The sequence below is a fragment of the Sciscionella sediminilitoris genome, from assembly GCF_000737195.2.
GTDB classification, from domain to species: Bacteria; Actinomycetota; Actinomycetes; order Mycobacteriales; family Pseudonocardiaceae; genus Sciscionella; species Sciscionella sediminilitoris.
This window is the reverse complement of sequence record NZ_JALM01000076.1, coordinates 22,492-46,073: the sequence shown is the minus strand read 5'-3', so window position 1 is coordinate 46,073 and position 23,582 is coordinate 22,492. Positions and strand designations below refer to the sequence as shown.

24 protein-coding genes are annotated in these 23,582 nt (G+C 69.9%); 17 read left to right on the top strand and 7 right to left on the bottom strand.

The features are described from left to right. The first annotated feature begins 122 nt into the window (after positions 1–122). Complete coding sequence (gene pruA / locus AD72_RS26395; RefSeq protein WP_031469296.1) at positions 123–1,751, top strand: L-glutamate gamma-semialdehyde dehydrogenase; 1,629 nt, start codon at positions 123–125, stop codon at positions 1,749–1,751. A gap of 12 nt (positions 1,752–1,763) precedes the next feature. Then, positions 1,764–2,693: a proline dehydrogenase family protein gene (locus AD72_RS26390; RefSeq protein WP_031469295.1), complete on the top strand. Its 930-nt coding sequence runs from the start codon at positions 1,764–1,766 to the stop codon at positions 2,691–2,693. Positions 2,694–2,715: 22 nt separating this feature from the next. Here AD72_RS26390 and AD72_RS26385 read toward each other — a convergent pair whose 3' ends face one another. From AD72_RS26385 to AD72_RS26370, 4 genes are all read right to left on the bottom strand, one after another. Next, positions 2,716–3,174, bottom strand: a complete 459-nt coding sequence (locus AD72_RS26385; protein ID WP_031469294.1) for a nuclear transport factor 2 family protein — start codon at positions 3,172–3,174, stop codon at positions 2,716–2,718. 107 nt (positions 3,175–3,281) lie between these two features. Continuing rightward, positions 3,282–3,977 (bottom strand): GntR family transcriptional regulator, encoded by a 696-nt coding sequence (locus AD72_RS26380; RefSeq protein ID WP_051899041.1) that lies wholly within the window; start codon positions 3,975–3,977, stop codon positions 3,282–3,284. 10 nt (positions 3,978–3,987) lie between these two features. Beyond that, entirely contained in the window at positions 3,988–4,914 is a 927-nt protein-coding gene (locus AD72_RS26375) for an ornithine cyclodeaminase family protein (RefSeq protein ID WP_197285083.1), read from the bottom strand. A gap of 73 nt (positions 4,915–4,987) precedes the next feature. Then, positions 4,988–6,496 (bottom strand): alpha/beta fold hydrolase, encoded by a 1,509-nt coding sequence (locus AD72_RS26370; protein WP_031469291.1) that lies wholly within the window; start codon positions 6,494–6,496, stop codon positions 4,988–4,990. 182 nt (positions 6,497–6,678) lie between these two features. On the opposite strand from AD72_RS26370, the gene AD72_RS26365 reads away from it, so the two are divergent. Together AD72_RS26365 and AD72_RS26360 are read left to right on the top strand one after the other, a co-directional pair. Then, positions 6,679–7,350: an ATP-binding cassette domain-containing protein gene (locus AD72_RS26365; RefSeq protein WP_051899040.1), complete on the top strand. Its 672-nt coding sequence runs from the start codon at positions 6,679–6,681 to the stop codon at positions 7,348–7,350. A gap of 185 nt (positions 7,351–7,535) precedes the next feature. Further along, a complete protein-coding gene (locus AD72_RS26360) occupies positions 7,536–8,141 on the top strand; it encodes a response regulator transcription factor (RefSeq protein ID WP_031469289.1) in 606 nt (201 codons plus the stop codon). A 7-nt stretch (positions 8,142–8,148) separates the two neighbouring features. On the opposite strand, the gene AD72_RS26355 is transcribed toward AD72_RS26360, so the two are convergent. Both AD72_RS26355 and AD72_RS26350 read right to left on the bottom strand, forming a co-directional pair. Continuing rightward, complete coding sequence (locus tag AD72_RS26355; RefSeq protein WP_037347391.1) at positions 8,149–9,333, bottom strand: sensor histidine kinase; 1,185 nt, start codon at positions 9,331–9,333, stop codon at positions 8,149–8,151. Positions 9,334–9,530: 197 nt separating this feature from the next. After that, a complete protein-coding gene (locus AD72_RS26350; RefSeq protein ID WP_031469287.1) occupies positions 9,531–10,304 on the bottom strand; it encodes an AfsR/SARP family transcriptional regulator in 774 nt (257 codons plus the stop codon). A gap of 253 nt (positions 10,305–10,557) precedes the next feature. Between AD72_RS26350 and AD72_RS26345 the strand changes: the two genes are divergently transcribed. The 12 genes from AD72_RS26345 to AD72_RS26290 are packed head-to-tail and all read left to right on the top strand — an operon-like array spanning position 10,558 to position 21,756. Continuing rightward, entirely contained in the window at positions 10,558–10,809 is a 252-nt protein-coding gene (locus AD72_RS26345) for an acyl carrier protein (protein WP_031469286.1), read from the top strand. 4 nt (positions 10,810–10,813) lie between these two features. Then, positions 10,814–12,046: a beta-ketoacyl-[acyl-carrier-protein] synthase family protein gene (locus AD72_RS26340; protein ID WP_031469285.1), complete on the top strand. Its 1,233-nt coding sequence runs from the start codon at positions 10,814–10,816 to the stop codon at positions 12,044–12,046. Beyond that, entirely contained in the window at positions 12,043–13,038 is a 996-nt protein-coding gene (locus AD72_RS26335; RefSeq protein WP_031469284.1) for a beta-ketoacyl synthase N-terminal-like domain-containing protein, read from the top strand. Before AD72_RS26340 ends, AD72_RS26335 begins: the two co-directional genes overlap by 4 nt. Continuing rightward, positions 13,035–13,766 carry a 3-oxoacyl-ACP reductase FabG gene (gene fabG, locus AD72_RS26330; protein WP_031469283.1) on the top strand — a complete coding sequence of 244 codons (732 nt, stop codon included), beginning with the start codon at positions 13,035–13,037 and terminating at the stop codon, positions 13,764–13,766. Before AD72_RS26335 ends, fabG begins: the two co-directional genes overlap by 4 nt. Positions 13,767–13,781: 15 nt before the next feature. Beyond that, positions 13,782–15,425: a phytoene desaturase family protein gene (locus AD72_RS26325; RefSeq protein ID WP_031469282.1), complete on the top strand. Its 1,644-nt coding sequence runs from the start codon at positions 13,782–13,784 to the stop codon at positions 15,423–15,425. Beyond that, positions 15,422–16,342, top strand: coding sequence for a 3-oxoacyl-[acyl-carrier-protein] synthase III C-terminal domain-containing protein (locus AD72_RS26320; RefSeq protein WP_031469281.1), 921 nt, complete (start codon positions 15,422–15,424; stop codon positions 16,340–16,342). Before AD72_RS26325 ends, AD72_RS26320 begins: the two co-directional genes overlap by 4 nt. Next, the gene (locus AD72_RS26315) at positions 16,343–17,704 is read left to right on the top strand and encodes a preATP grasp domain-containing protein (protein ID WP_031469280.1); all 1,362 of its coding nucleotides are present in this window, start codon (positions 16,343–16,345) and stop codon (positions 17,702–17,704) included. Next, positions 17,701–18,996, top strand: coding sequence for a diaminopimelate decarboxylase (gene lysA, locus AD72_RS26310; protein WP_051899039.1), 1,296 nt, complete (start codon positions 17,701–17,703; stop codon positions 18,994–18,996). Before AD72_RS26315 ends, lysA begins: the two co-directional genes overlap by 4 nt. A 24-nt stretch (positions 18,997–19,020) precedes the next feature. After that, the gene (locus AD72_RS26305; RefSeq protein WP_031469278.1) at positions 19,021–19,305 is read left to right on the top strand and encodes an acyl carrier protein; all 285 of its coding nucleotides are present in this window, start codon (positions 19,021–19,023) and stop codon (positions 19,303–19,305) included. A 4-nt stretch (positions 19,306–19,309) separates the two neighbouring features. Further along, positions 19,310–19,972 carry a hypothetical protein gene (locus AD72_RS26300; RefSeq protein ID WP_031469277.1) on the top strand — a complete coding sequence of 221 codons (663 nt, stop codon included), beginning with the start codon at positions 19,310–19,312 and terminating at the stop codon, positions 19,970–19,972. Beyond that, complete coding sequence (locus tag AD72_RS26295) at positions 19,969–20,598, top strand: hypothetical protein (protein ID WP_037347389.1); 630 nt, start codon at positions 19,969–19,971, stop codon at positions 20,596–20,598. The genes AD72_RS26300 and AD72_RS26295 overlap by 4 nt, the downstream gene beginning before the upstream one ends. Then, positions 20,599–21,756 carry an acyl-CoA dehydrogenase family protein gene (locus AD72_RS26290; protein ID WP_031469275.1) on the top strand — a complete coding sequence of 386 codons (1,158 nt, stop codon included), beginning with the start codon at positions 20,599–20,601 and terminating at the stop codon, positions 21,754–21,756. It abuts the gene before it with no gap. On the opposite strand, the gene AD72_RS26285 is transcribed toward AD72_RS26290, so the two are convergent. Next, positions 21,745–22,389: a response regulator transcription factor gene (locus tag AD72_RS26285; RefSeq protein WP_031469274.1), complete on the bottom strand. Its 645-nt coding sequence runs from the start codon at positions 22,387–22,389 to the stop codon at positions 21,745–21,747. The two genes, AD72_RS26290 and AD72_RS26285, sit on opposite strands and share 12 nt — an antisense overlap. A 138-nt stretch (positions 22,390–22,527) precedes the next feature. Here AD72_RS26285 and sbnB point away from each other — a divergent pair, with 138 nt between their 5' ends. Further along, positions 22,528–23,577 carry a 2,3-diaminopropionate biosynthesis protein SbnB gene (gene sbnB / locus AD72_RS26280; protein ID WP_031469273.1) on the top strand — a complete coding sequence of 350 codons (1,050 nt, stop codon included), beginning with the start codon at positions 22,528–22,530 and terminating at the stop codon, positions 23,575–23,577. Positions 23,578–23,582 lie beyond the last annotated feature (5 nt).

The window sequence follows — 23,582 nt, the reverse complement described above, 5'->3', positions numbered from 1 at the left end:
CTCCTTGTTCGATCGGACAACGATGCTTCGGTAAATATAGCTGACCGAACCAACATTGCAGGCGGGTCGCGCACTTACGGTGAGGCCATCCTCGTCCCTCCGACCTCGCAGGAGTCCAAGAAGTGGATGCCGTGACCAATGTGCCCACCCCGGTGAACGAGCCCGTCCTCGACCACCGCCCCGGCAGCGCCGAGCGGATCGAGCTCGAAGCCAAACTGGCCGAGCTGACCAAACAGCCCGAGGAGCTGGCCTGCACCATCGGCGGACAGCGCCGGATGGGTGGCGGCGAACAGGTCGAGGTCGTCCAGCCGCACAACCACCGTTCGGTGCTCGGCACCCTGCGCAACGCCACGCACGAGGACGCGAAGGCCGCGGTGGACGCCGCGCTCGCCGCCGCGCCGGCCTGGCGGGAGACCTCCTTCGACGAGCGCGCCGCGATCATCCTGCGCGCCGCCGACCTGCTCGCCGGTCCGTGGCGCGCCACGCTGAACGCCGCGACCATGCTCGGCCAGTCGAAGACCGCGATCCAGGCGGAGATCGACGCCGCGTGCGAGCTCATCGACTTCTGGCGGTTCAACGTCGCGTTCGGCAGGCGCATCCAGGAGGAGCAGCCGTACAGCCCGCGCGGCCAGTGGAATCGCATGGAGCAGCGCCCGCTCGAGGGCTTCGTGTACGCGGTGACCCCGTTCAACTTCACCGCCATCGCGGGCAATCTGCCGACCGCGCCCGCGCTGATGGGCAACACCGTGGTGTGGAAGCCCGCGCCGACCCAGACCTTCGCCGCGGTGCTCACCATGCGGCTGCTCGAGGAGGCCGGGATGCCCCCGGGCGTGATCAACCTGGTCACCGGGGACGGGCTCGCCGTCTCGGATGTCGCCATCCCGCATCCGGAACTCGCCGGGGTGCACTTCACCGGTTCCACCAAGACCTTCCAGCACCTGTGGGGCCAGGTCGGCACGAACATCGCGAACTACCGCGGCTACCCGCGGATCGTCGGAGAGACCGGTGGCAAGGACTTCGTGCTCGCCCACCCGTCCGCGGATGTGGACCTGTTGCGCACCGCGCTGATCAAGGGCGCGTACGAGTACTCCGGACAGAAGTGCTCGGCCGCCTCCCGCGCCTACATTCCCGCCTCGGTGTGGGAGCGGCTGCGGGACGACCTGATCGCCGAGGTGGACGCGCTCCCGGTCGGCGATGTCACCGACTTCACCAACTTCACCGGTGCGGTGATCGACCGGCGCTCCTTCGACAAGCTCGACGCCGTGCTGCGTTCGGCACGCGAGGACTCCTCGATCCAGGTGCTCGCCGGGGGGACCACCGACGACTCCGAGGGCTACTTCGTGCGCCCGACCGTGCTGCTCGGCGAGGACCCGGGGCACGAGGTGTTCAGCACCGAGTTCTTCGGCCCGGTGCTGGCCGTGTACGTCTACCCGGACGCCGAATTCGACCGGATGCCCGCGCTCGTGGACCGGACGAGCAACTACGCGCTCACCGGTTCGATCATCGCGAACGACCGGGCGGCCGTGCAGCAGGCGCAGCAGGAACTGCGGTTCGCCGCGGGCAACTTCTACATCAACGACAAGCCGACCGGTTCGGTCGTCGGCCAGCAGCCCTTCGGCGGCGCCCGCGGTTCGGGCACCAACGACAAGGCGGGTTCGCTGTTCAACCTGATGCGCTGGACGAGTCCCCGGGCGATCAAGGAAACCTTCGTGGCGCCGACCACCGTCGGTTACCCGCACCAGGAAAGCTAGAGGGGAGTCGAGATGCTGCGCTCGCTGTTGCTCGCCGTGGCCGGTTCGCCGACCGCGCGCACCCTCGTGGAGTCCACCCCGCTGACCAAACCGGTGGTGCGCCGGTTCGTGGCCGGTGCCGAGGTCACCGACGCGCTGGAGGCGGTGCGTGCCATCGTCACCAGCGGTCGGCACGTGACACTCGACCACCTCGGCGAGGACACCAGCGAGGCGCGGCAGGCGACCGAGACCGTGCAGGCCTACGAGCAGGTGCTCGGCCTGCTCGCGGAGCGCGGTCTCGCCGCCGGGGCCGAGGTCTCGGTGAAACTCTCCGCGGTCGGGCAGTTCCTGCCTGCCGACGGGGAGAAGATCGCGCTGGAGAACGCCAGGCGGATCTGCGAGGCAGCGGCGGCCGCGGGCACCACGGTCACCCTGGACATGGAGGACCACACCACGACCGACTCCACCCTCGGCATCCTGCGCGAGCTGCGGGTGGACTTCCCCTGGGTGGGCGCGGTGCTGCAGGCCTATCTGCGGCGCACCGAGTCCGACTGCCGTGAGCTCTCCGGTCCCGGTTCCCGGGTGCGGTTGTGCAAGGGCGCCTACGCCGAACCGGAATCGGTCGCGTATCAGGACAAGGCCGAGGTGGACTCCTCCTATGTGCGCTGCCTGCGGGTGCTCATGGCGGGCGAGGGATACCCGATGGTCGCCTCGCACGATCCGCGGATGGTCGCGATCGCGCGCGAGCTGGCCCTGCGCAACGGGCGCGGCGCGGCGGACCACGAATTCCAGATGCTCTACGGAATCCGGCCAGCCGAGCAGTCCGCGATCGCCGGGCGCGGCGAGACCATGCGCGTCTACGTGCCCTACGGCCAGGCCTGGTACGGCTACTTCATGCGCAGGCTCGCCGAGCGCCCGGCGAACGTCGGGTTCTTCCTGCGGTCCCTGGCGACCCGCTCCTGACCGCACGGCGGGCCCGTTCCGTTCACCGCAGCGGAATGGGCTCGCCACGTTCGTCTTCGCCGCGCGGGCCGAAGATCCGCCGCTCCTGCTCGGTGATCGGCACATCGTTGATGCTCGATTCGCGCCGGGACATCAGGCCGTCCGCGGTGAACTCCCAGAGCTCGTTGCCGTAGCTGCGCCACCACTGCCCCTCGGCATCGCGGCACTCGTACTGGTAGCGCACCGCGATCCGGTCCTCGGTGTAGGCCCAGAGTTCCTTGCGCAGCGCGTAATCCCGCTCCCGGTCCCACTTCGCCCGGAGGAATTCCGCGATCTCGGCGCGCCCGGTGAGGAAAACATCCCTGTTGCGCCACACCGAATCCTCGGTGTATGCCAGCGAGACCCGCTCCGGATCGCGGGTGTTCCACGCGTCCTCGGCCGCCTGCACCTTCTGCCGTGCGGACGTCAGGTCGAACGGCGGAAGCGGTGGCTTGCTCGTCATGGGAATCTCCTTCACAGCACAGAGAACGATCGTTCTCCGGTCAGCTTAGAGAACGTCCGCGCACGGGGGAAGGGTGCGGTTGGTCACGGGGCGCGCACCCGGCCCGGTCAGTCCTGGTCGAGCGGGTCTCCGGTGGCCCAGGTTCCCCTGGTGTGCGCGAGATGGCGGCGCATCAGTCGTTCGGTCGCCGCGCCGTCGCCCGCGGCGATCGCGTCCAGGATGTCCGCGTGTTCCTGTGCCGACCCCTCGAGCCGGTGGTGCGCGGCGAGGCTGCCGACCCCGTAGAGCCGCGCCTGCATGCGCAGTGCGCGCACTGTATCGACCAGCCGGCGGTTCCCGGTGAGCGCGAGCAGGCCGAGGTGGAATTCCTGGTCCGTGTCAAGGAATTCGTGCACGTCTCCGGCCGCGGCGGCCTGCTTGTTCTGCTCGGCGAGCGCGGCGAATCGCGCCAGCTCGCCGTGTTCCCGGCGTTCCGCGACTTGACGCATCCCGGGCACCTCGAGCATCAGCCGCAGCTCGTAGACCTCCTCGAGATCCCGTTCGCTGGTGGGCACCACCCGGAAACCGCGGTTGCGCACCGCCTCCATGAGGCCCTCGTTGGTCAGGGTGAGCAGTGCCTCGCGTACCGGGCTCGTGGACACGCCGAGTTCGGCGGCCAGTGCACTCGCCGAATAGATCTCGCCCTGTTTGATGCGCCCGGCGATCAGTCCGGTGCGGATCACCCGCAGCGCCTGTTCGCGCAGGCTCGCGTACTCGGGCAGCCTGCCGAGAAGGCCGCCCTGCTCGGCAGGATCTCCGCTCATCGCCGCCCGCTCATTCCTGTCCGGCCAGGAACTTCGCGGCGAGCAGTTTCGCGATCGCCCAGTCCTGCACGGCGATTCCGACGGACTTGAACACGGTGCGCCCGTTCTCCGGGACGGGTTCGCTCGCGCCGAGCAGCTCACCGAGCTCGGTGAGGCCGGTTTCCCGGATGGCCCCGGTTTCCAGCGCGTGCAGGATCTCCCCGGACTCCTCGTAGATCGCGGCGCGTTCGTCGACGACCACCCGAGCCCCGCCGAGCAGTTCCGTCGGCAGTTCGCGCATGCTCGGGCGGTACGAGCCGATGGCGTTCACGTGCACCCGTTCGGGCAGGGCCGCGGCGCGGAACAGCGGGGTGTGCGCCGAGGTGGAACAGCACACGATGTCGGTATCGGCGATCGCGTCCTCGATATCGGTGCGAACCTCGGTGGTGATCCCGTCCAGCTCTCCGCCGAGCCGGTCGAGCAGGGCTTCGCCGCGCGCGGGATCGCGTGCCACGACGGTGAATTCGCGCAACGGCCGGACGGCCTGAACCGCGCGGAACTGGTCGGCGGCCTGCGCGCCCGCGCCGATCAGGGTCATCCGGTCCGCGGCGCGCGGGGCGAGCGCATCGGTGGCCACGCCCACGATCGCGCCGGTGCGCAGCGTGGTCACCGAGATGGCATCCGCGACCAGGTTGCGCGGGTCGGCGGATTCGGCCCAGACCACCGTGCCGGTGATGACCGGTTCGCGCTCGGGGTTCAGGCTCAGCGTCTTGACCATGACGGTCTCACTCGGCCGGTGCCGGGCGGTCATGACCAGGAATCCGCCGTCCGCGAGCGCGGTCCGGGTCGGTTGCTCGAATTCGCCCGCGGCATGCCCGCGCAGGGCTTCGCGCACGGCGTCCACGGCTTCGGCCATGGATACCGTCGCCCGGAGTTCCTCGGCGTCGATGGACCGCATTGTCATCGAATCCCCAATGCTCGATCGGTAGTGGGTAATATATTACACACTACCGTCAGCCGTCCGGTGCGATTCAGCCGTCGAAGGGAGTACGGTCCGGGCGGCACACGGTTCCGCGTGCGGGCAGCGTGCCCGAGCCAAGGTAGGCAGTGAGCGCGGCATCGATGCAGCGGCTCTTCCCGCGCGCGCCGTGCCCGAAATCGTCCAGGGCCAGCAACCGGGCCCTGCCCAGCAGCCGCGCGGTCCGCTCCGCGCCCGCATACGGGGTCTCCGGATCGCCCTTGCGGTTGGCGAGCAACAGGATGGGCGCGGTGCTCCGGTTCCACGGACCGGGATAGCGGTCGGCATCGGCCACATCCCAGGTGGCGCACGGCAAGGTCTTGTAGGTGTCGTAGGAACCGAACCCGCGGGCCTCCCGGTCCGCCGCGGCGGCGTAGCGCGGCCACACATCCGGATCGCGCGGATTGGCCGCATCGGCGCACAGGGTGGCGCCGCCGCCGAGCATCGAGTCGGCGGGTGTCGGCACACCGGTCCGGGCGGCGCCACGATCCGGCAACGGATGTTCGAGCGCGGCGAGGAATCGGGCGAGCCCGGGGGAGTGCGCCGAATCGGTGAGCGCCGCGTGCACCCTGGCGATCGCGTCCTGATAGCGCACCCGTTGCGGCGCACCGGTTCCCGGATCGGTGATGGTCACCGGACCGGTCTCGAGCCGGTCCAGGATGCGCTCGTAGCGGGCCCGCGGATCACCACCGCGGAACGTGCAGCGGGTGTCCGCGGCGCAGGCGGCGAAGAAGGAATCGAGTGCGCGTTGCGCGTCCCGGTACCCGCCGAGCCGGGTGCTCATCGGGATCCGGGCCTGAGCGGGGTGATAACCGCTGGTCCAGTTCACCGGATCGTCGACGGCGTCCAGGGCGAGCGCGCCGACCCGGTTCGGGAACAGGTTGGCGTACACCTCGCCGAGGTAGGTGCCGTACGACAGGCCGTAATAGCGCAGTTTCGGCTCGCCGATCGCCGCGCGCAGCCGGTCCAGATCCCGGGCGGTGTTCGCGGTGGACAGATGCTTGGCAAGGGGACCGGCGTTGCGCTCGCACAGGCCGGTCAGCCGTGCCACCGCAGCCTTGTGCCGCGCGCGTTCGGTTGCGGTGCGCGGAAAGTCCCCGATGACTCCGGCGAACTCCTCGGCCTGGCGCGGATCGGTGAAGCAACGCAGCGGGGTACTGGCGCCCACCCCGCGCGGATCGAAACCGACGATGTCGAAACGCTGATGCAGCTCGGGGGTCAGTGCCGGGGCGAATCGGCCGGGGTTGCCCGGTCCTCCCGGATTGGTGAACACGGTGCCGAGCTTGTGCTCCTGGTCTGTGGCGGGCAGCCGGCCGAGAGCGAGGCTGATCCGCGGTCCGTCCGGATCCCGGTAGGACAACGGCACCGGGACGCGCGCACACTGATACCCGGCGGGTGAACCGGATTCGCAGCGACCCCAGTCGATACCGCCGGATGCGGCCTTGGCGGGCGGGACGAGGGTGGCGAGGCCGAGAGCGCTCGCGGCGAGCGCCGCTCCGGCGCGCAGGGCGAAGCTGATCACCGGTTCAGCCTGCCGGTGCGCCGGGCGGATGTCGCTGCGGTTCGCCCCCGGAATCGAGGTGGTGCGTGCCCCCGCCGCACTCCGGGTGGTAGTAGAACCACCCGGAGTCGGGACCTCGCACCATGGGATCCGGCGCGCGCGCCGCCTAGCGTTCGGGGTGTACCGGATGCGAGGAGGCTGCGATGACCGCCACGATGACCAGGACCAGGGCAGGCGCGGATTTCGTGCGGCTCGACCGGGTGCGGGCCACCACGGCCTCGGCCGGGGTGACGGTGACGCTCGAACAGGGGGCCGCGACGGCGCTGTTCGGTGGCCGCGGCCGGGGCAAGACGAGCCTGCTGCGGTGCATCGCGGGCATCGATGCACCGGTCAGCGGCGCGGTTCTGGTGGACGGGCTGCGGATCGGTGCGCTCTCCCCGGCCCGCCGTACCGCGCTGCGGCGCACGCAGATCGGGTACTGCGGGGCGAATCCGGCGCTCGCGCCCGCGCTCTCGGTCTGGGGCAATGTGGTCGCGCCCGCGCGTCTCGCCGGTGCCGAACCCGATCCGGGTTTCGTCGGACAGGTACTCGAACGCTGTGGTCTGGCCGGGTTCGCGGCGCGCGGTGCGACCGGCCTGGCGCCCGCGCAGCGCGGGATGCTAAGCCTCGCCCGGGCGATGGTGTGCGGCGGAAAACTCGTCCTGGTCGATGAACCGGAGCGGTTGTTCACCTCCACAACCGCCATCGGGGTGATGGACTTCCTCCGCTCGGGTGGAAAAACCGTAATATTCGCGACCGGCGATCGGAATCTGTCGGAATACGCGGATAATGTCGTGGATATGGAAAGCGGGTGGCAGCGCGTGTTCCGAGAGTGAATTCACTGGCCACTTGCGGCGCGTCCGCTGTGCCGGGCAAGGCCTTGTCCGTCAAGGCATTCCCGGTATCGGGCGGTGTTCTCCGTATCGCAGTGTGCCGGGTCATCGGATGACTCGGTGCGCGAGTGCCGAATCCAATTCGGTAGGCTTTTCGGCGGGGAACGGGAGCTGGAGAAGGCCACGAAGTGATCAGAGTGCTACTCGCGGAGGATATGCACATGGTCCGCGGCGCGCTCGTCGCGTTGCTGAACATGGAAGCGGATATCGAGGTGGTCGCCGAGGTCGCGGGCGGCAACGAGATTCTGCCCGCAGCCCGGAAGTACCAGCCGGATGTGGCGGTGATCGACGTCGATCTGCCGGGCACGGACGGAATCACCGCCACCGACCTGCTGCACGGTGAGCTGCCCGGTATCCGCACCCTGATCCTGACCAGTCTCGGCAGGCCGGGCCTGTTGCGGAGGGCGCTTTCGGCCAAGGTAGGCGGTTTCGTGCTCAAGGACGCGCCGTCCCGGGAACTGGCCGAGGCGGTGCGCGGGGTCGCAGCGGGACGGCGAGTCATCGACAACGACCTCGCCCTGGCGGCCTGGGACAGCCCGGAATGCCCGCTCAGCGCCCGGGAACTGGAAGTGCTGCGGTGCGCGGCGGACGGTGCCGAAGTGGTGGAGATCGCCGCGAAGCTGTACCTCTCCCCGGGAACCGTGCGCAACTATCTGACCGCGGCGACCAGCAAACTGAGTGCGCGCAACCGGGTCGACGCGATCCGGATCGCCACCGAGGACGGCTGGCTGTGATCGCCGGCTAAGCGGCCTCGGTCACCGCGTGTTCCCGTACCGGTACCGCGACCAGGAGCCGGAACCTGTTGCCCGGCAAGGTCTCGGTGTGCAGTGTTCCGCCGAACTCGGCGACCCGGACGGACAGATTCGTCAGGCCCGTTCCCGTCTCGTCCCGGCCGGTCTCCCCGCGCACCCCGTCGTTCACGATCTCGATCGTCGCGGTGGATTCCTGCCTGCGCACGGTGATCGCGCACCGTCCGGCCGCGCTGTGCCGGAGCACGTTCGTGACACCCTCGCGCAGCACGGTCGCGAGTACCCCGGACACCGCGGGTGGCAGAGCGGCGCAGTCGATTTCCACGTATGCGGTCACATCCGCGGCGGAGAGCAGTGAACGCACGGTCTGCGCCTCGCGGTCCAGGGACAGCTCGCGTGCCCCGCGGGCGACCGCGCGCACATCGGCGAGCGCCTGCCGGGATGTGTCGAGCACCTCGGCGAACTCGGTCTGGGCGCGCGCCGGATTCTGTTGCGCGATGCGATAGGCGAGCTCGCTCTTCACCGTGATGGAGGACAGGCTGGAGCCGAGCAAGTCGTGCAGATCGCGGGCGAACCGGCCGCGTTCCTCGGCGATCGCGGTCTCGACCAGCCGGGCCCGGTTCGCGTGCACCTCGGCGACGAGCTTGGCCAGCCGGGTGGATCCGTACACCACGAGCGCGGTGATCACGGTGACCACACAGGTATAGGCGATGTCCACGGTGAACCCGGTGAACAGCCACTGCAACAGCCCGGTGCTCGCCACGATCAGCACGAACACCGCGGCGGCCCGGATCGGGGGCAGCGTCAGCAGCGCGGTGCCCGCGAGGAATCCGGGCATCCCGAGCCAGGCCTTGCCGAAGGCGAGCATCGGCAGATAGGCCAGTACGGCCTGGATCGCCAGATAGCCGGATCCGCACCGGCCCGCGCGCGAGCCGAACAGCCCGAGCTGCATCACGAACAGGGCGATCAGGCAGGTCAGCGCGCCGAAGACGGCGAGCGGCCCCAGTCCCTGTGCGCACACCATGACGAACGCGAGCAGCCCGACACAGCAGAACACGATGCCGACGACGAGATTGGCGAGCTTCGGCGCGAGACGTAACGCGCGCGTGCCTTCGTCATCGGTGTGCGCTGGTCGGTGCCCGGGCCCGGCGAGGAGATTCTGGTTACGGCGCGACACGGAATCGATCTGCCTGTGCCCCAGTGGTTGTACCGACGTGCATGCCCGCACCGTAGTTCACGGTGCGTCACGGGAACCAGCGGCGCACCGGGCAATCATCCGGTTGGCCTAGTGGTTGACCACCTCTGGCCCAATCCTCTCAGTGTCCTCTTAGGACTGATACGCGTCCGGGTGTCCCGCCCGCGGGACGCGAGCGGTCACGCGCCGCTGCCGGACATACTCAACTGGTCCTGGCGCAGGATCAAGCCGTACAGATCACGCAGCGCGTGTCCCGGTTCGAGGCCGAGCTCATCGCCCAGCCAGCGGCGGGCCTCGTGAAAGGCGTCGATCGCCTCGGCCTGGCGCCCGTCCCGGTAGAGCGCGATCATCAGCTGCTCACTGAACTTCTCCCGCTCCGGATGCTCGGCGACGAGCTGTTTGAGCTCGGAGACGACGACCCGGTCCCCGCCGGTGGCCAGCTTCGCGGTGATGAGTTCCTCGCGGGCGGTCAGCCGCCGCTCGTCCAATCGGGTGGCCTCGCCCCGGCACCTGGGTCCGCAGGGGACATCGAGCAGCGCCGGTCCGGACCACAGCCGCAGCGCCGACTCCAAAAGGGTGACGGCGTGCGCCGGATCCTCCTCGAGCCGGCGCGAACCCTCCGCGGCCAGCGCGAGGAACCGGTGCGCGTCGACCGATTCCTCCGGAATGTCGAGCTGGTACCCGACGCTCGTGGTGCGCACGAGCGATTCGGCGCCGGGGCCGGCGACCGATTCGAGGAGCTTGCGCAGCCGGGCGATGTTGGCCTGCAGCGCATTGCGGGCGTTGCCCATGGCCTTGTCCGGCCACAGCTCGTCGACGAGCGCGTCCGCGGACAGCGCCGCTCCCGGGCGCAGCGCGAGCAGCGCGAGCACGGTCCGCACGCGTGCCGAGCCGATGTCACAGACCTCGTCCTCGGTTGCCAAGGACACCGGTCCGAGTAGCTGAACCTTCATTCGTCTCAAACCCCAGTCAGGTTTCGTTTTTCCGGGGGTAGCCGGTCGTCGTCATCGACGCTACCCACGACCGGGGCAGCGGGACCGTGTTCCGGACACGAGCAAGCGATGAGATTTTCCCTGCGCCGATGTGAGATTTTCATGGCCGGGGGTGTCAGCGAGCGGTCAGCGCACGGTCAACGTGGCTGCCTAGCGTGTCGGTGATCAATAGCGGCGTCAACAGCGCGCACCCCGGAGCCGAATGGAGGCGGCGATGACCGCGACAGTGACCGAGCGGATCGATCGCATCAAGGACATCGTCTGCGAGCACCTCGAGCTCGAACCCGAGGATGTGACCGAGACCAGCAACTTCCACGACGACCACGCGGCGGACTCGCTCGCCCTCATCGATGTGCTCGCTGCACTCGAGAAGGAGTTCGGCGTGGAGATCAGCCAGGAGCAGTTCGCCCGTATCGTGGATGTGCGCAGCGCCTACGAGGTGGTCGCGGAATCGGCGGGCTGGTGAGCCGATGAACACCGATCGCCCGCGCAGGGTCGTGATCACCGGCCGCGGGGTCGTCTCGAGTATCGGGATCGGGGTCGAGCGGTTCGGCTCGGCACTGCGCGCGGGCCGCAGCGGCGTCCGTCCAATCAGGACATTCGACACCGAGGGATTCGCGCACGCCAACGGAACCGAGGTCGAGGGTTTCGAACCGGAGCGCTACATCCGGGAGCTCGAACTCGACGGCCTCGGCCGGGCGAGCCAGTTCTCGGTGGCCGCCTCCCGGCTGGCCGTCGAGGACGCGCGGCTGTCCGAATCCGTACTGCGGGCCCGGCGCGGGGTGATCTCGGTCGGCACCACCGACGGTGAGTCCCAGGATCTGGACACCCTGGTGGGGATGGAGCTCGCCGGGAAAGCACTGGATTCCCGGATCGCCGGGCGGACCGGGGCGGCCCGGCTGGCCAACGCGATCGCGCACGAGCTCGCGCTCACCGATGTGGAACCGAGCACCATCGCGACCGCGTGTTCGGCGGGCAACTACGCGATCGGCAACGGCTTCGACGCGATCCGCTTCGGCCAGGCGGAGTTCGCCCTCTGCGGCGGCGCGGACGCGGTGTGCCGCAAGACCTTCACCTCCTTCTACCGGTTGCGCAGTATCGCGCCGGACTGCTGCCGCCCCTTCGATGCGAACCGGATGGGCATCCTCACCGGTGAGGGCGCGGGCATGCTGCTGATGGAGAGCCTGGAGTCCGCGATCGACCGCGGCGCGCCGATCTACGCCGAGGTGCTGGGGTACGGACTCTCCTGCGATGCGCACCATCCGGTCGCCCCGCATCAGCCCGGGATCACCCGCTGCATGGAGCTCGCGCTCGAGGACGCGGGTACCAAGCCCGGCGAGGTGGACCTGATCTCCGCGCACGGCACCGGGACCAAGGCCAACGACCTCGCCGAGACCAGGGCTATCCGTGATCTCTACGGCGAGCGCACCCCGCCGGTCGTCTCGATGAAGTCCATGCTCGGCCACTCCATGGGCGCCGCGAGCGCGCTGGCCGCGATCGGCTGCGCGGTCGCGATCACCGAAGGGTTCATCCCGCCGACGATCAACCACGAGCAGACCGATCCGGAGTGCGCGATCGACTGCGTGCCGAACGAGTCGGTCGAGGCGCGGCTGCGCATCGTGCAGAACAACGGCTGGGCCTTCGGCGGCAACAACTCGGTCGTCATCTTCGGCAGGTACGACAGCGAAGGAGAACGCAGGTGAGCGCGATCGCCGGACCGCTCGCCATCTCGGCATGGTCGGTGGTCTCCCCGTTCGGCCTGGGCAACGCCGCCTTCGCCGAGGGGCTCGAATCCACCGCCGGACCGGGCACCACCGTGCCCGGTTTCGAGGTGCGCGAACTTCTCGGGGCGAAGGGAACCCGTGCGATGAACCGGATCACCGGGCTCGCCGTGGTGGCCACCCGAGGGCTGCTCGCCGAGTTCGGCGAGGAAACTCCCGGCGAGCGCACCGGGGTGGTGCTCGGCACCACGATGGGCAGCGCGGAAAGCATGATGGGGCTCACCCGCGCCTCGCTGACCGGGGACCGGCCGGACCACATCGAGCCCGCGCTGGTGCCGGGCGCGGTGATGAACTGCGCGGCGGGCCAGGTGGCCATCTGGCACCGGATCACCGGTCCGAACGCGACGATCGCCGCGGGCCGCAACAGCGGGGTGCTCGCGCTGAACTACGCGTGCCGGCTGCTGGTCGCCGGGCGCGCGGACCGGGTGCTGTGCGGTGCGGTCGAGGAACACTCCGCCGCGCGCACCGCACTCCAGGGCGCCGCGTACGGCCAGCGCGCCGACGAGATCGGTGAGGGTGCGGTGATGCTCGCGGTGGAACCCGAGGAAGCGATCCTGGAACGTGGTGCACGGTCACTGGCCAGCCTGGTGGCCGTGGAATCGCGCACCGGGGCCGATCCGGAGTCGGCGCTGCGCGCGGCGGTCGGGCTGCTGCTCGAACGGACCGGCCTGCGCGCCGCCGATGTCCGCGCCCCCGGGCTGCGGGATACGGCACTCACCGGGGAATGCGCCCCCGGAACGGATGTGCGCGCCCGGATCGGGGACACCGGTTCGGCGGCTGGGCTTTTCGAACTGGCCGGGATGCTCGCCTCCGCGAGGGCCGGGTACGGCCTGATCACCGGGAGCGAGGAGGACGGAACCGCGAGCGCCTTGCTGCTGCGGATGCACGAACCGGCCCTGGCGGGTGCCCGATGAGCGCGGCCGGGAAACCCGTGGCGATGGTCAGTGGCGGATCGCGGGGGATCGGTGCGGCCGTGGTACGCGCGCTGTCCGCGGACGGATTCGCGGTGAGTTTCGGGTATCGCGGCGCCGAGGAGGCCGCGGCCGAGCTCGCCGCGGAGACCGGCGGGCTCGCGGTGCGCGCGGATGTGACCGATCCGGAGGCGGTCGGGGCGTGGCTGGAGCGGACCAAGTCCGAGCTGGGCTCGGTGCGGGCACTGGTCACCTCGGCGGGAATCACCAGGGACCGGCCGGTGGCCCTGATGTCCGCCGCCGAATGGGGCGATGTGCTGCGCACCGATCTGGACGGGGTGTTCACCGTGTGCCAGCCGGTGGTGTTCGACATGATCAAGCGCAAAGCCGGTTCGGTCGTCACCCTGTCCTCGGTCTCCGGGGTGTACGGGAACCCGACGCAGGCCAACTACTCCGCGGCCAAGAGCGGGGTCATCGGGTTCACCAAGGCGCTCGCCAAGGAGGTCGGCCGCTACGGGGTGCGGGCGAACGTGGTGGCACCGGGGCTGATCGAGACGGACATGCTCGCCGAGATGGCCGAGCCCGCGCGGGAGAAACTGCGTGCCTCGGTCCCGATGCGCCGTTTCGGCACCGCGGAGGAGGTCGCCGATCTGGTGTCGTTCCTGGTCTCGGACAAGGCCGGGTACATCAACGGAAGCGTCCTGGAAATCACCGGCGGGCTCACGGTCTGAAGGATTTGTCGGGATATGAGCCAGGAATGGGACGCGATCGTCATCGGCTCCGGAATGGGCGGGCTGGTGTGCGCGGCGTATCTCGCGGCGAGCGGGCGGCGGGTGCTCGTGCTCGAACAGCACGATGTGGCGGGCGGGAACGGGCACGTGTTCCGCAGGCGCAGGCGCTACGAGTTCGACGTCGGCATGCACTATCTCGGTGACTGCGGCCCCGGTGGACTGCTTCCCGCGATCCTGCACGGGCTCGGTCTGGACGGCCGGGTCCCGTTCGCCCGGCTGGACCGGGACGGCTTCGACCGGATCGTGCTCCCGGGGCTGACCTTCGACGTTCCCGAGGGCTGGGACCGGTATCTGGATCGGCTGTGCGCCACCTTCCCTGCCGAGGAACGCGGCTTGCGGGAGTACGCGCGGATCTGCTCGGCGGTCGCCTCGGCCAACCGGGACCGCCTGCTCGACCGGGACGGGGACGACCGCCTCGCGCGCGACTGGGCGACCCGAACCCTCGCGCGACTGTTCGGCCACTGTGGACTGTCCACCCGCGCCCGCGCCGTGCTGGCCGCGGAATCGGGAAACTACGGCGCCGCGCCGAGCGAGGTGCTGCTCGGGGTACATGCCGGGATGATCGACGACTATCTGCGTGGCAGCTTCTACCCGGAGGGCGGCGGGCAGGTGCTCGTGGCCGCGCTCGTGGAATTCCTGGAATCGCACGGCGGCACCCTGCGCACCCGCGCGCGAGTGCGCACAGTGGACGTCGAGGACGGCACGGTGCGCGGGGTGCGGCTCGCCGGGGGCGAAGCCCTGCGTGCCCCGCTCGTCGTGTCCAATGCGGACTTCCGGCGTACCGTGCTGGAACTGCTGGACGGCCGCTATCCACCGATGCAGGTGCGCAGGACGCGGCAGGCGAGCATGCGTTTGCCGACCGCAACGCTGTATCTGGCCCTGGACAAGGAGATCGAGGTGCCTCGGGCCAACATCTGGTACTGGCCCGATGCCGATATCGAGGCCGCCTACGCGAATCTGGAGCGCCCGGACTGGACCCCGCCGTTCGCGTTCTGCTCGTTCACCTCGGCCAAGGATCCGCACTCGCCGCGAGTCTGCCCGCCGGGGCACACGAACTTCCAGATCGTCACCGTCTGTCCGCGCGGCCCCGAACCGTGGGGGATGTCCGCGGGACCGGCCGAGGGGGCCCGGTATCGCAGGGATCCCGGATACCAGAAGGCGAAGCGGCGGCTCACCGACTCGCTGCTGGAGCTGGCCGAGGCCGCGATCGGACCGTTCCGCGGCAGGCTGACCCACCAGGAGACGGCGACTCCGCTGACCCAGGAGCGGTACACCCGCTCAACCGGCGGCGCGGCCTACGGCCTGGCGCGCTGGGGATTTCCCGGTGGCCGCCCCGATGTGGTCACCCCGGTGCACGGGCTGTACCTGGCCGGGGGTAACACCCGCTACGGGACCGGGATCGGTTCGGCGGCGGTGAGCGGGATCGCCTGTGCCTCGGCGATTCTCGGGCGCGCGCTGCTCCCGGAGGCGCACGCGGGCGCGGTGTTCGGGAACCCGGACCTGCTGCCGGTGCGTGGCGCGGACTGGGATCCGCTCGCGGTCAGCAGGGGAGCGGCCCGGCGCAGTGCCCGCGGCCTGGCCAGGGTCGGTGCGCCGTGACCGCGATCGTCTCGGTCGCCGCGTATTTCCCGCCCTCGGTCGCGCTGGAGACGCTGGCCGTGCCACTCGGGCTCGAACCGGCCAAGGTGCGCCGTTTCGTGCGGCTCTACGGGCTTTCCGGGATCTGCCGCAGCGACCACGGAGAAGCCGGGCTGCTGCGGGCCGCGGCCGCCGGGCTCGATCCCGCGCTGCTGACCAGGGTCCGCTACGTGGTGCGGGCCCGCACCGTCGCGTTCGCCGCGCCCTATCCGGACGGTGTGCTCGCCGAGGTGCTCGACCCGCTCGGGCTCGGTGCGCTGCCCCGGTTCGCGGTCACCGAACAGGCCTGCGCCTCGGGGCTGCTCGCCATCGACCTGTGCGGGCGGCTGCTCGCCGAGGACGGCGACCCGGACGCGCTCGCGCTCGTGCTGCTGGGGGAGAAGGCGTTCACCCCCGCGGTCACGATGATCCCCGATGTGGCGGTGATGGGCGAGGCCAGCGCGGCGGTACTGGTCGGCGCGGGGGATCGCGGCGATACGGTGCTCGGCTACGCGAGCCGCAGTTTCGGGCGTGCCGACGCGGAATACGCCATGTCCGAGGAGGCGGCCGCGGAATTCCGTGCGCGCTACGTTCCCACGCTCGCCGAGGTGATCGCGGAGGCGGCGGACCGTGCGGGCACCGCGCTGGACGAGATCGAGCTGGTGTTGCCGCACAACGTGAACCGGATCTCCTGGGTGCGCGCGGCTCGCGAGCTCGGCCTGGACAAGGACCGGATCTTCCTGGACAACGTGGCGCGCACCGGGCACTGCTTCTGCGCGGATCCGTTCCTGAACTACCACACCGCCGCCGAAACGGGCCGGTTACGCGAGGGCGGGCGGTATCTGTTGACCTCGGTGGGGCTCGGATCCACCTTCGCGGCGATGGTGGTGCGGCACTAGATGACTGGCAGGGAGAGCAGTGTGTTCACCGAACGCGTGAAACAGGCCTGTGGCGCGCCGGGAATTCCGTTCGTGTTCCTCGGCAATTTCGAGGTCGAACAGTACTGGGCACGGGGAGCGGTCGGGCTGCCCCGGGTCTCCTCGGCCTCGGGGCTCGCCGTGGTGAACCGGATGGACGAGTTCGCCCTGCTGCTGGCCGGGGAGACCGATCACGTGGTGCTCAAGGCACGACCCGATCCCGGTTATCTGGACTATCTGCGCGGGCTCGGGATCAGCCTCGCCCGGGTGCACGTGCCGGAGACGCAGGATCCGGCGCGCACGGTCACCGAGGACGCGCTCGCCGATCCGCGGCTGCTCGCGGAACTGGGCGCGCTCGATGCCCGCCTCGCGCCGCACGGAGTGTCCACTGTGGAGGAGCAGCTCGCGGCCGCGACCGGGCTGGCCCTCGCCGCACCGGACGCGCGCATCTGCGAGGCGGTGAACAGCAAGGTGTACAGCCGCAGGCTCACCGATCGGCTCGGCATCGCGGCGCCGCGTGGCTGGGCGGTCTCGACGCTGGGGGAACTGGACGCCGCGGTCGCCGAGGCGGGTGCGCTGCTCGAACAGGGGCAGCGGGTGGTGGTCAAGGAGGCGCTCGGGGTGTCCGGAAAGGGTATCGCGGTGGTCGACTCGGTGCGCAGGCTCGACCGGTTGCACCGGATGATCACCCGCTCGGCGCAGCGCGCCGGGACCGAGCGGATCGGTTTCGTCATCGAGGAATGGCTGGACAAGAGCCGGGATCTGAACTACCAGTTCACCGTCCGGCCGGACGGGCGGGCCCGGCTGGACTTCGTCAAGGAGGCGATCACCGAGGCAGGCGTCCACAAAGGACACCGAATGCCCGCGCGGCTTTCCGCGGAACAGACCGAAACCGTGCGGGCCAGTGCGGACTCGCTGGCCAAGGCGCTCGCCGAGGACGGCTACACCGGGGTTGCCGGGGTGGACGCGATCCTGTGCGGGCAGCGGCTGTATCCGGTGCTGGAGATCAACGCGCGCAACAACATGTCGACCTATCAGGTGCGGTTGCAGGAGCTGTTCCTCGGCCCGGAGCAGGTCGGAATCGCCAGGCATTACCGGGTGCGGCCGACCGAACCGGTTCCGTTCGACCGGATCGCCGCGCTGCTCGGCGAACTGCTCTACGAACCGGAACGCGGTACCGGGCTGCTGCTGAACAACTTCGCGACGGTGAACGCCGCCGCGGGCGATGGGGCGTTCGAGGGGCGGCTCTACGGGCTGCTCATCGCCGAGGACGAACAGGCGGCCGAGGCCATCGACGCCGAGGTGCAGGCGCGGATCACGAAGGAACTGGTGACATCCTCATGAGCGAGTTCACGAGCGAATCATCGACACGGACCGAGTTCACGGTGCAGGGCATCCCGGTCTCGGCGATCGCCGCCGAGCACGGTACTCCCTGCTATGTCTACGACGGCGCCGAACTGGCCGCGCGGATGCGCGCTGTGCGGACCGCGCTGTATCCGGGGCTCGAGGTGTTCTACTCGCTCAAGGCGAACCCGAACATCTCGATCTGCGCGCTGCTGCACGAGAACGGCGCACGCGCGGAGGTTTCCTCGCTCGCCGAACTGCACACCGCGCTGCGAGCCGGGGTCGCCCCGGAGGACATCCTGTTCCTCGGCCCGGGCAAGAGCGAGGCGGAACTGCGCGCCTGCCTGGAGACCGGGATCCACGCGATCATCTGCGAGTCCTTCGGGGAACTGGACCGGATCTCGGCATTGGCCGCGGAATCCGGCGTCACCGCACGCGTGGTCCTGCGGGTGAACCCGGACTTCGCGGTCAAGGGCTCCGGGCTGACCATGGGCGGGAAACCGCGCCAGTTCGGTATCGACGCGGCGCAGCTGTTCGAGGCGGAACCCTTGACACGGGCGCACGTCCGGCTGATCGGCGTGCAGGTGTACATGGGCACCCGGATCCTCGCCGAGGAACCGATCGCCGAGAACACCCGCCGCATTCTCGATCTGGCGCAGCGGCTCGCCCGGCACCACCGCTTCGAGCTCGAACTGGTGGACATCGGTGGCGGGCTCGGGGTCGCCTACTTCGAGAAGGAGACCGATCTCGACCTGGATGTGCTCGCCGGACTGCTCAACCCGCTGCTGGAGAAGTTCGCCGCGGACCACCCCGGTACCCGGCTGGTGATGGAACTCGGCCGCTATCTGACGGCGACCGCGGGCCTCTACGTCACCCGGGTGGAATACGTGAAGACCTCGAACGGCGAACGGTTCGCGGTCACCGATGGCGGGACCAATCACCACATGGCCGCGGTCGGCATCGGTTCCTTCGTCAAGCGCAACTTCCCCATGCGGGTGCTCGGCGCCGCGGAGGACGCCGCGACCGAACCCTGGAACGTGACCGGTCCACTGTGTACTCCGAACGACACCATCGGCAAGAAGGTGGCGTTGCCCGCGGTCGAGCCCGGGGACCTGATCGGGGTGTTGCGCTCCGGGGCCTATGGGCCGAGCGCATCCCCGGTGCATTTCCTCAGTCACGGTCATCCCGCCGAGGTGCTCGTGCACGAGGGGCGGGCGCACCTGATCCGGGAAGCCGACGGGGTCGAGGATCTGCTCGGCAAACAGCGTCTTTTGATCGACAAGACCCACTGATCGACAAGGAGAGGTGAACCGCCGATGAGCGAGAACACGACGATCGACAGAAACCGCATCGTGGAAGGGATCCGCGGCGCACTGTCCGAGGTGCTGGACACCGACTGCGCCGGGATCGGCGAGGAGGCCGAACTGTTCGACCAGCTCGGCCTGGACTCGACCGGGGTACTCGAACTGCTGATGCTGCTCGAGGAATCCCTGGATGTGGAGATGGAGACCGAGGAGCTGGAGATGAGCAATTTCCACACCGTCGGTTCCCTCGCGGACTTCCTGGCCGCCGAGTACGCCGCGGCGACCGCTTCCGGGTAATCGCGTGCGCCATACCCCGCGGCTGCGGCTGAACGCGATCGTCCGCAAGCGTTTCCCCGAACCACTCGGCGCGGTGAGTCCCCGGGTGCACGGCTACCTCGGTGACCTCGCGGCCGCGCACGGCCGGGCCGCCGATACCGGGGACGAGCGTGGCACGGGCTATCCCGCGATGGCCGAGGCGCTGTTCGATGCGTTGCCGGAGCGGGAATTCGAGGTCGTGGTGCTGGCCGCGGCGGTACCCGATCTGGATCCCTCCTACTCGCTTTCCACCTACGTACAGGCAGCCCTTCCCGGTGATCCGTTCGTGTTCGCGATCACCGAGCAGGGACCGGCGGCCACGTTCACCGCGCTGCGCTGCGCGAGTGCCTACGCGCGTGAGCGGGCCCTGGTGCTCGCCTTCGACCAGTCGCGGCTGCCCTACCGGTGCGCGGAACCGCTCGGGGACGCCGCGCTCGCACTGGTGCTCGGCACCACGGGGACACCGCTGGAACTGTGGCGGTTTCCGTCCGCCGGAACGGATCCCGCGCTCGGCGCGGACACCGTGCTCTGTGCCGATCCCGCGTTCCCGTGCACCGGACTGTGGTCGCGCTCCCGCGGCCGTGTCGCCTCCCACGCCATCGAGCCCGGTTCCGGGGCCCTGAGCTGTTGTGTCTGGAGTGAACCATGACCACCATCGCGCGCGCTCCCGCCGAGGATGTCGTAGCCGCGCTCACCGCGCTGATCACCGAGGTGACGGGAGGAGCGATTCCGTTCGGCCCGCAGGGCTACGCGGTGGTTCCCGCCGGTCTGGTGGACACGGCGAGCGAACTGTGGCTCGACGGCGCCCGGCTGGCCAGGGGAACCGAGACGGTCGTGGCGCGGGACGGCGCACTGTGCCGCCTGCGCCATCCCGCACCCGCATCCGGCGATCGGGAGCGCGAGGACCGGGAACGAAGCCGTTGGTACACCGGGATTCTCGGGATCCGGCTCGGTCTTTCCGAGGCGTTGCTGGACGACTGCGTCGGTTATCTCGGCGCGCGGGAGAGCGGGGAGGCGGTGCTGCTGCGCCGTCAGCTCGTGCAGAGCAGTATCGCCGAGGTGCTCATCGAACACCTGGAGGTGCGTGCCGTGCTCGCCGGGCCGGAGCCGCTCGATGCTGCCACCCGGGCGCACCTGCACGAACAGTTGACTGGTGCGGACCGGGAACTGCTGCGCCTGCTCGGGGCGAGTGGGTTCACCACCGAAGGCAAGGGGCGCAAGGCGCGGGTTTCCGAGCTGCTCGCCGCGGCCTACCAGCCGGGGAGGGTCGGCTGAATGTTCGAACTGGACGCATCGCTGCGCGCGCTCGAGGCGCAGGCGCGGGAGTGGGCGGTGGATTTCCGCGCCCATGCCCTGGAACTGGACGCCGAACCGGACCGGGTCGGCGAATTCCTCGACCTGCCCGGGGTGCGGTACATGAGCAGCGTGCTCATCCCGCCGGAGTACGGTCCGCCTGCCGCGCGGGTCGGTGGCTACCGGTTCACCGGGATGAGCGCACTGGAGCGGGTCGTGGTGATGGAGGAACTGGCCTGCGGGGACGCGGGCCTGCTGCTGGGTTCTCCCGGTGGCGCGATGTCCGGGGTGCTCATTGATCTGCTCGCGGACACCGAGCAGAAGACCCGTTACTACGGACGGTTGCTGGAGCGGCCGACCTGGACCTTCTTCGCGCTCACCGAGCCGGGCAGCGGTTCGGACGCCGCCGCCATGCGCGCCCAGCTGCTGCCGAGCCGGGACGGGATCGGCCTGCGGTTCAACGGCGCCAAGACCTACATCGGCAACGCGGCGCGCGCGGGAATCGGGGTGGCCTTCGCCCGTACCCGTCCCGGGCCGCTCGGGGTGACCGCGGTGCTCGTCGATCCGGATGAACCGGGATTCCGCGCCGAGCCGATCGACACCGAGGGGCTGCGCGCGCTGCGGATCAGCGCCTGCGAGTTCGACGCGGTGCACGTGCGCGAGGAACAGGTGCTCGGCCGCCACCTTTCCCCGACAAGGCGCGGAATGTGGTCCTGCGTGCAGACCTTCAACCGGCTGCGGCCCGCGGTGGCCGCCGTGGCGCTCGGGATCGCGCGCGCCGCCTACGAGTACGTGTGGGCGCACCGCGCCACCTTGCGCGCCGAGGAACGCGAACGGCTGGACCGGATCGGGCGGCGGGTGCACGGCGCGCGTCAGCTCGTGCGGTACGCGGCGGCCGCGGTGGAGCGCAGGGGCGGCGGGCATCTCGCCTCGGCGGCGAAGGCGCGCGCCTGCCGGTTGGCCGAGGAGGTCACCGTGGGAGCGTGCGAGTTCTTCGGCCCGGCGGCCCGCTTCGAGCATCCGCTGCTGGACAAGTTCGCCAGGGACGCCCGCGGTGTGGAGTTCATGGAGGGCACCCGGAACATGCAGCTGCTCAACGTGTTCAACGGGTTCATGGCGGGCAAGTTGTCAACGCTGTAGATAGGCGAGCACCGCGCGCACCCTGCGGTTGTCGTCGTCCGATGGCGGCAGCTCCAGTTTGGTGAGGATGCTGTTGATGTGCTTGGCGACGGCCTTCTCGGTGACCACGAGGCTCGCGGCGATCGAGTTGTTCGAGCGGCCCTCGGCCATCAGCTCGAGCACCTCGAGCTCGCGCGCCGAGAGCCTGCCGAGCAGCGCATCGGATGCGTTGCGGTTGAGCAGTTTCGTGACCACCTCGGGGTCCATCACCGTGCCCCCGCCCGCGACCTGGCGCAGCGCGGTGACGAACTGCTCGGAGTTGAACACCCGGTCCTTGAGCAGATACCCCACCGCACCCGCCCCGTCGGCGAGCAGTTCGGAGGCGTAGAGCTGTTCCACGTACTGGGAGAGCAGCAGCACGGGGAACCCCTGGCGCTCGGCACGGGCGGTGAGCGCGGCCCGCAGGCCCTCATCGGTGTGCGAGGGGGGAAGCCGGATATCCACGATGCTCACATCCGGGACGTGTTCGCGCATCGCGGCGAGCATCTCGGGCCCGCTGCCCACCGCGGCGACGATCTCGAAACCCTGCGATTCGAGCAGCCGCACCAGTCCGTCGCGCAGCAGATACTGGTCCTCGGCGATGGCGATGCGCACGGCCTGCTCCTTGCTCACGGTTGCGGGTTCACCGTCGAATGTAGCGAATCGCGGCTTTCAGGAGATGGTCAGCGTGGTGTCAGCGGGCTGCGCGAAGGTGGCTGGCGACCCAGTACGAACCGGCCGTGAGGAGCCTGCATGTCCACTGCCGCCGCGGTGCCCGAACGTCAAGCACCCAGTTTCGCGGTGATCGGCGGGGCGCAGGTCCGCGCCGTGCTGCACGGGGACGAGCCACGGCTGGTCGAGCTCGCCGAACGGACCTATCTGCGCCACGAGGAGGGGGCGACGGTGAACCCGCCCTCGTACTTCCTGCGCTTCCCGGACCGGCCGAGTTCACGGATCATCGCGCTGCCCGCCTCGGTCGGTGGCCAGGACGCGGTGGACGGCATCAAATGGATCTCCAGCTTCCCGGGGAACGTGGCCGATGGCCTGCCGCGGGCCTCCGCGGTGCTGGTGCTCAACGATCCGGTCACCGGATATCCCTTCGCCTGTCTGGAAAGCTCGATCATCAGCGCGGTGCGCACCGCGGCCTCGGCCGCGCTCGCCGCGGACCGGCTCAGCGCGGGGCGGACCCGCCCGAAACGGCTCGGGATCGTCGGGACCGGACTGATCGCCCGCTATGTGCACACCTTCCTGGCGCGCACCGGCTGGTCCTTCGACGAGGTCGGGATCCATGACACGAATCCCGAGCACGCACAGGGTTTCCGCGGCTATCTGGAATCGGCCGGGGAACGGGCCGTCACGCACCCGAGCGCCGGGGACCTGATCGAGGCGAGCGATCTCGTGGTGTTCGCGACCGTGGCCGGTACCCCGCACGTGCTCGACCCGGCTCCCTTCGCGCACGGGCCGCTGGTGCTGCACGTCTCGCTGCGCGACCTCGGCCCGGACGTGATCGCCTCGGCCACCAACATCGTGGACGACGTCGAGCACTGCCTGAAGGCCGACACCTCGGTGCACCTGCTCGAACAGCGCACCGGCAACCGCGAGCACATCGCGGGCACCCTGGCGCAGGTGATCACCGGCGAGGTGGAACCCGCCCCGGACAAACCGCTCGTGTTCTCCCCGTTCGGGCTCGGTGTGCTGGACCTCGCGGTCGGCAGGCACGTCTACGACACCCTCGCCGGATCCGGGCGGCTGCACACGATCGACGATTTCTTCGCCGAGCTGAGCCGCTACGGCGAAGCCTGAGGCGG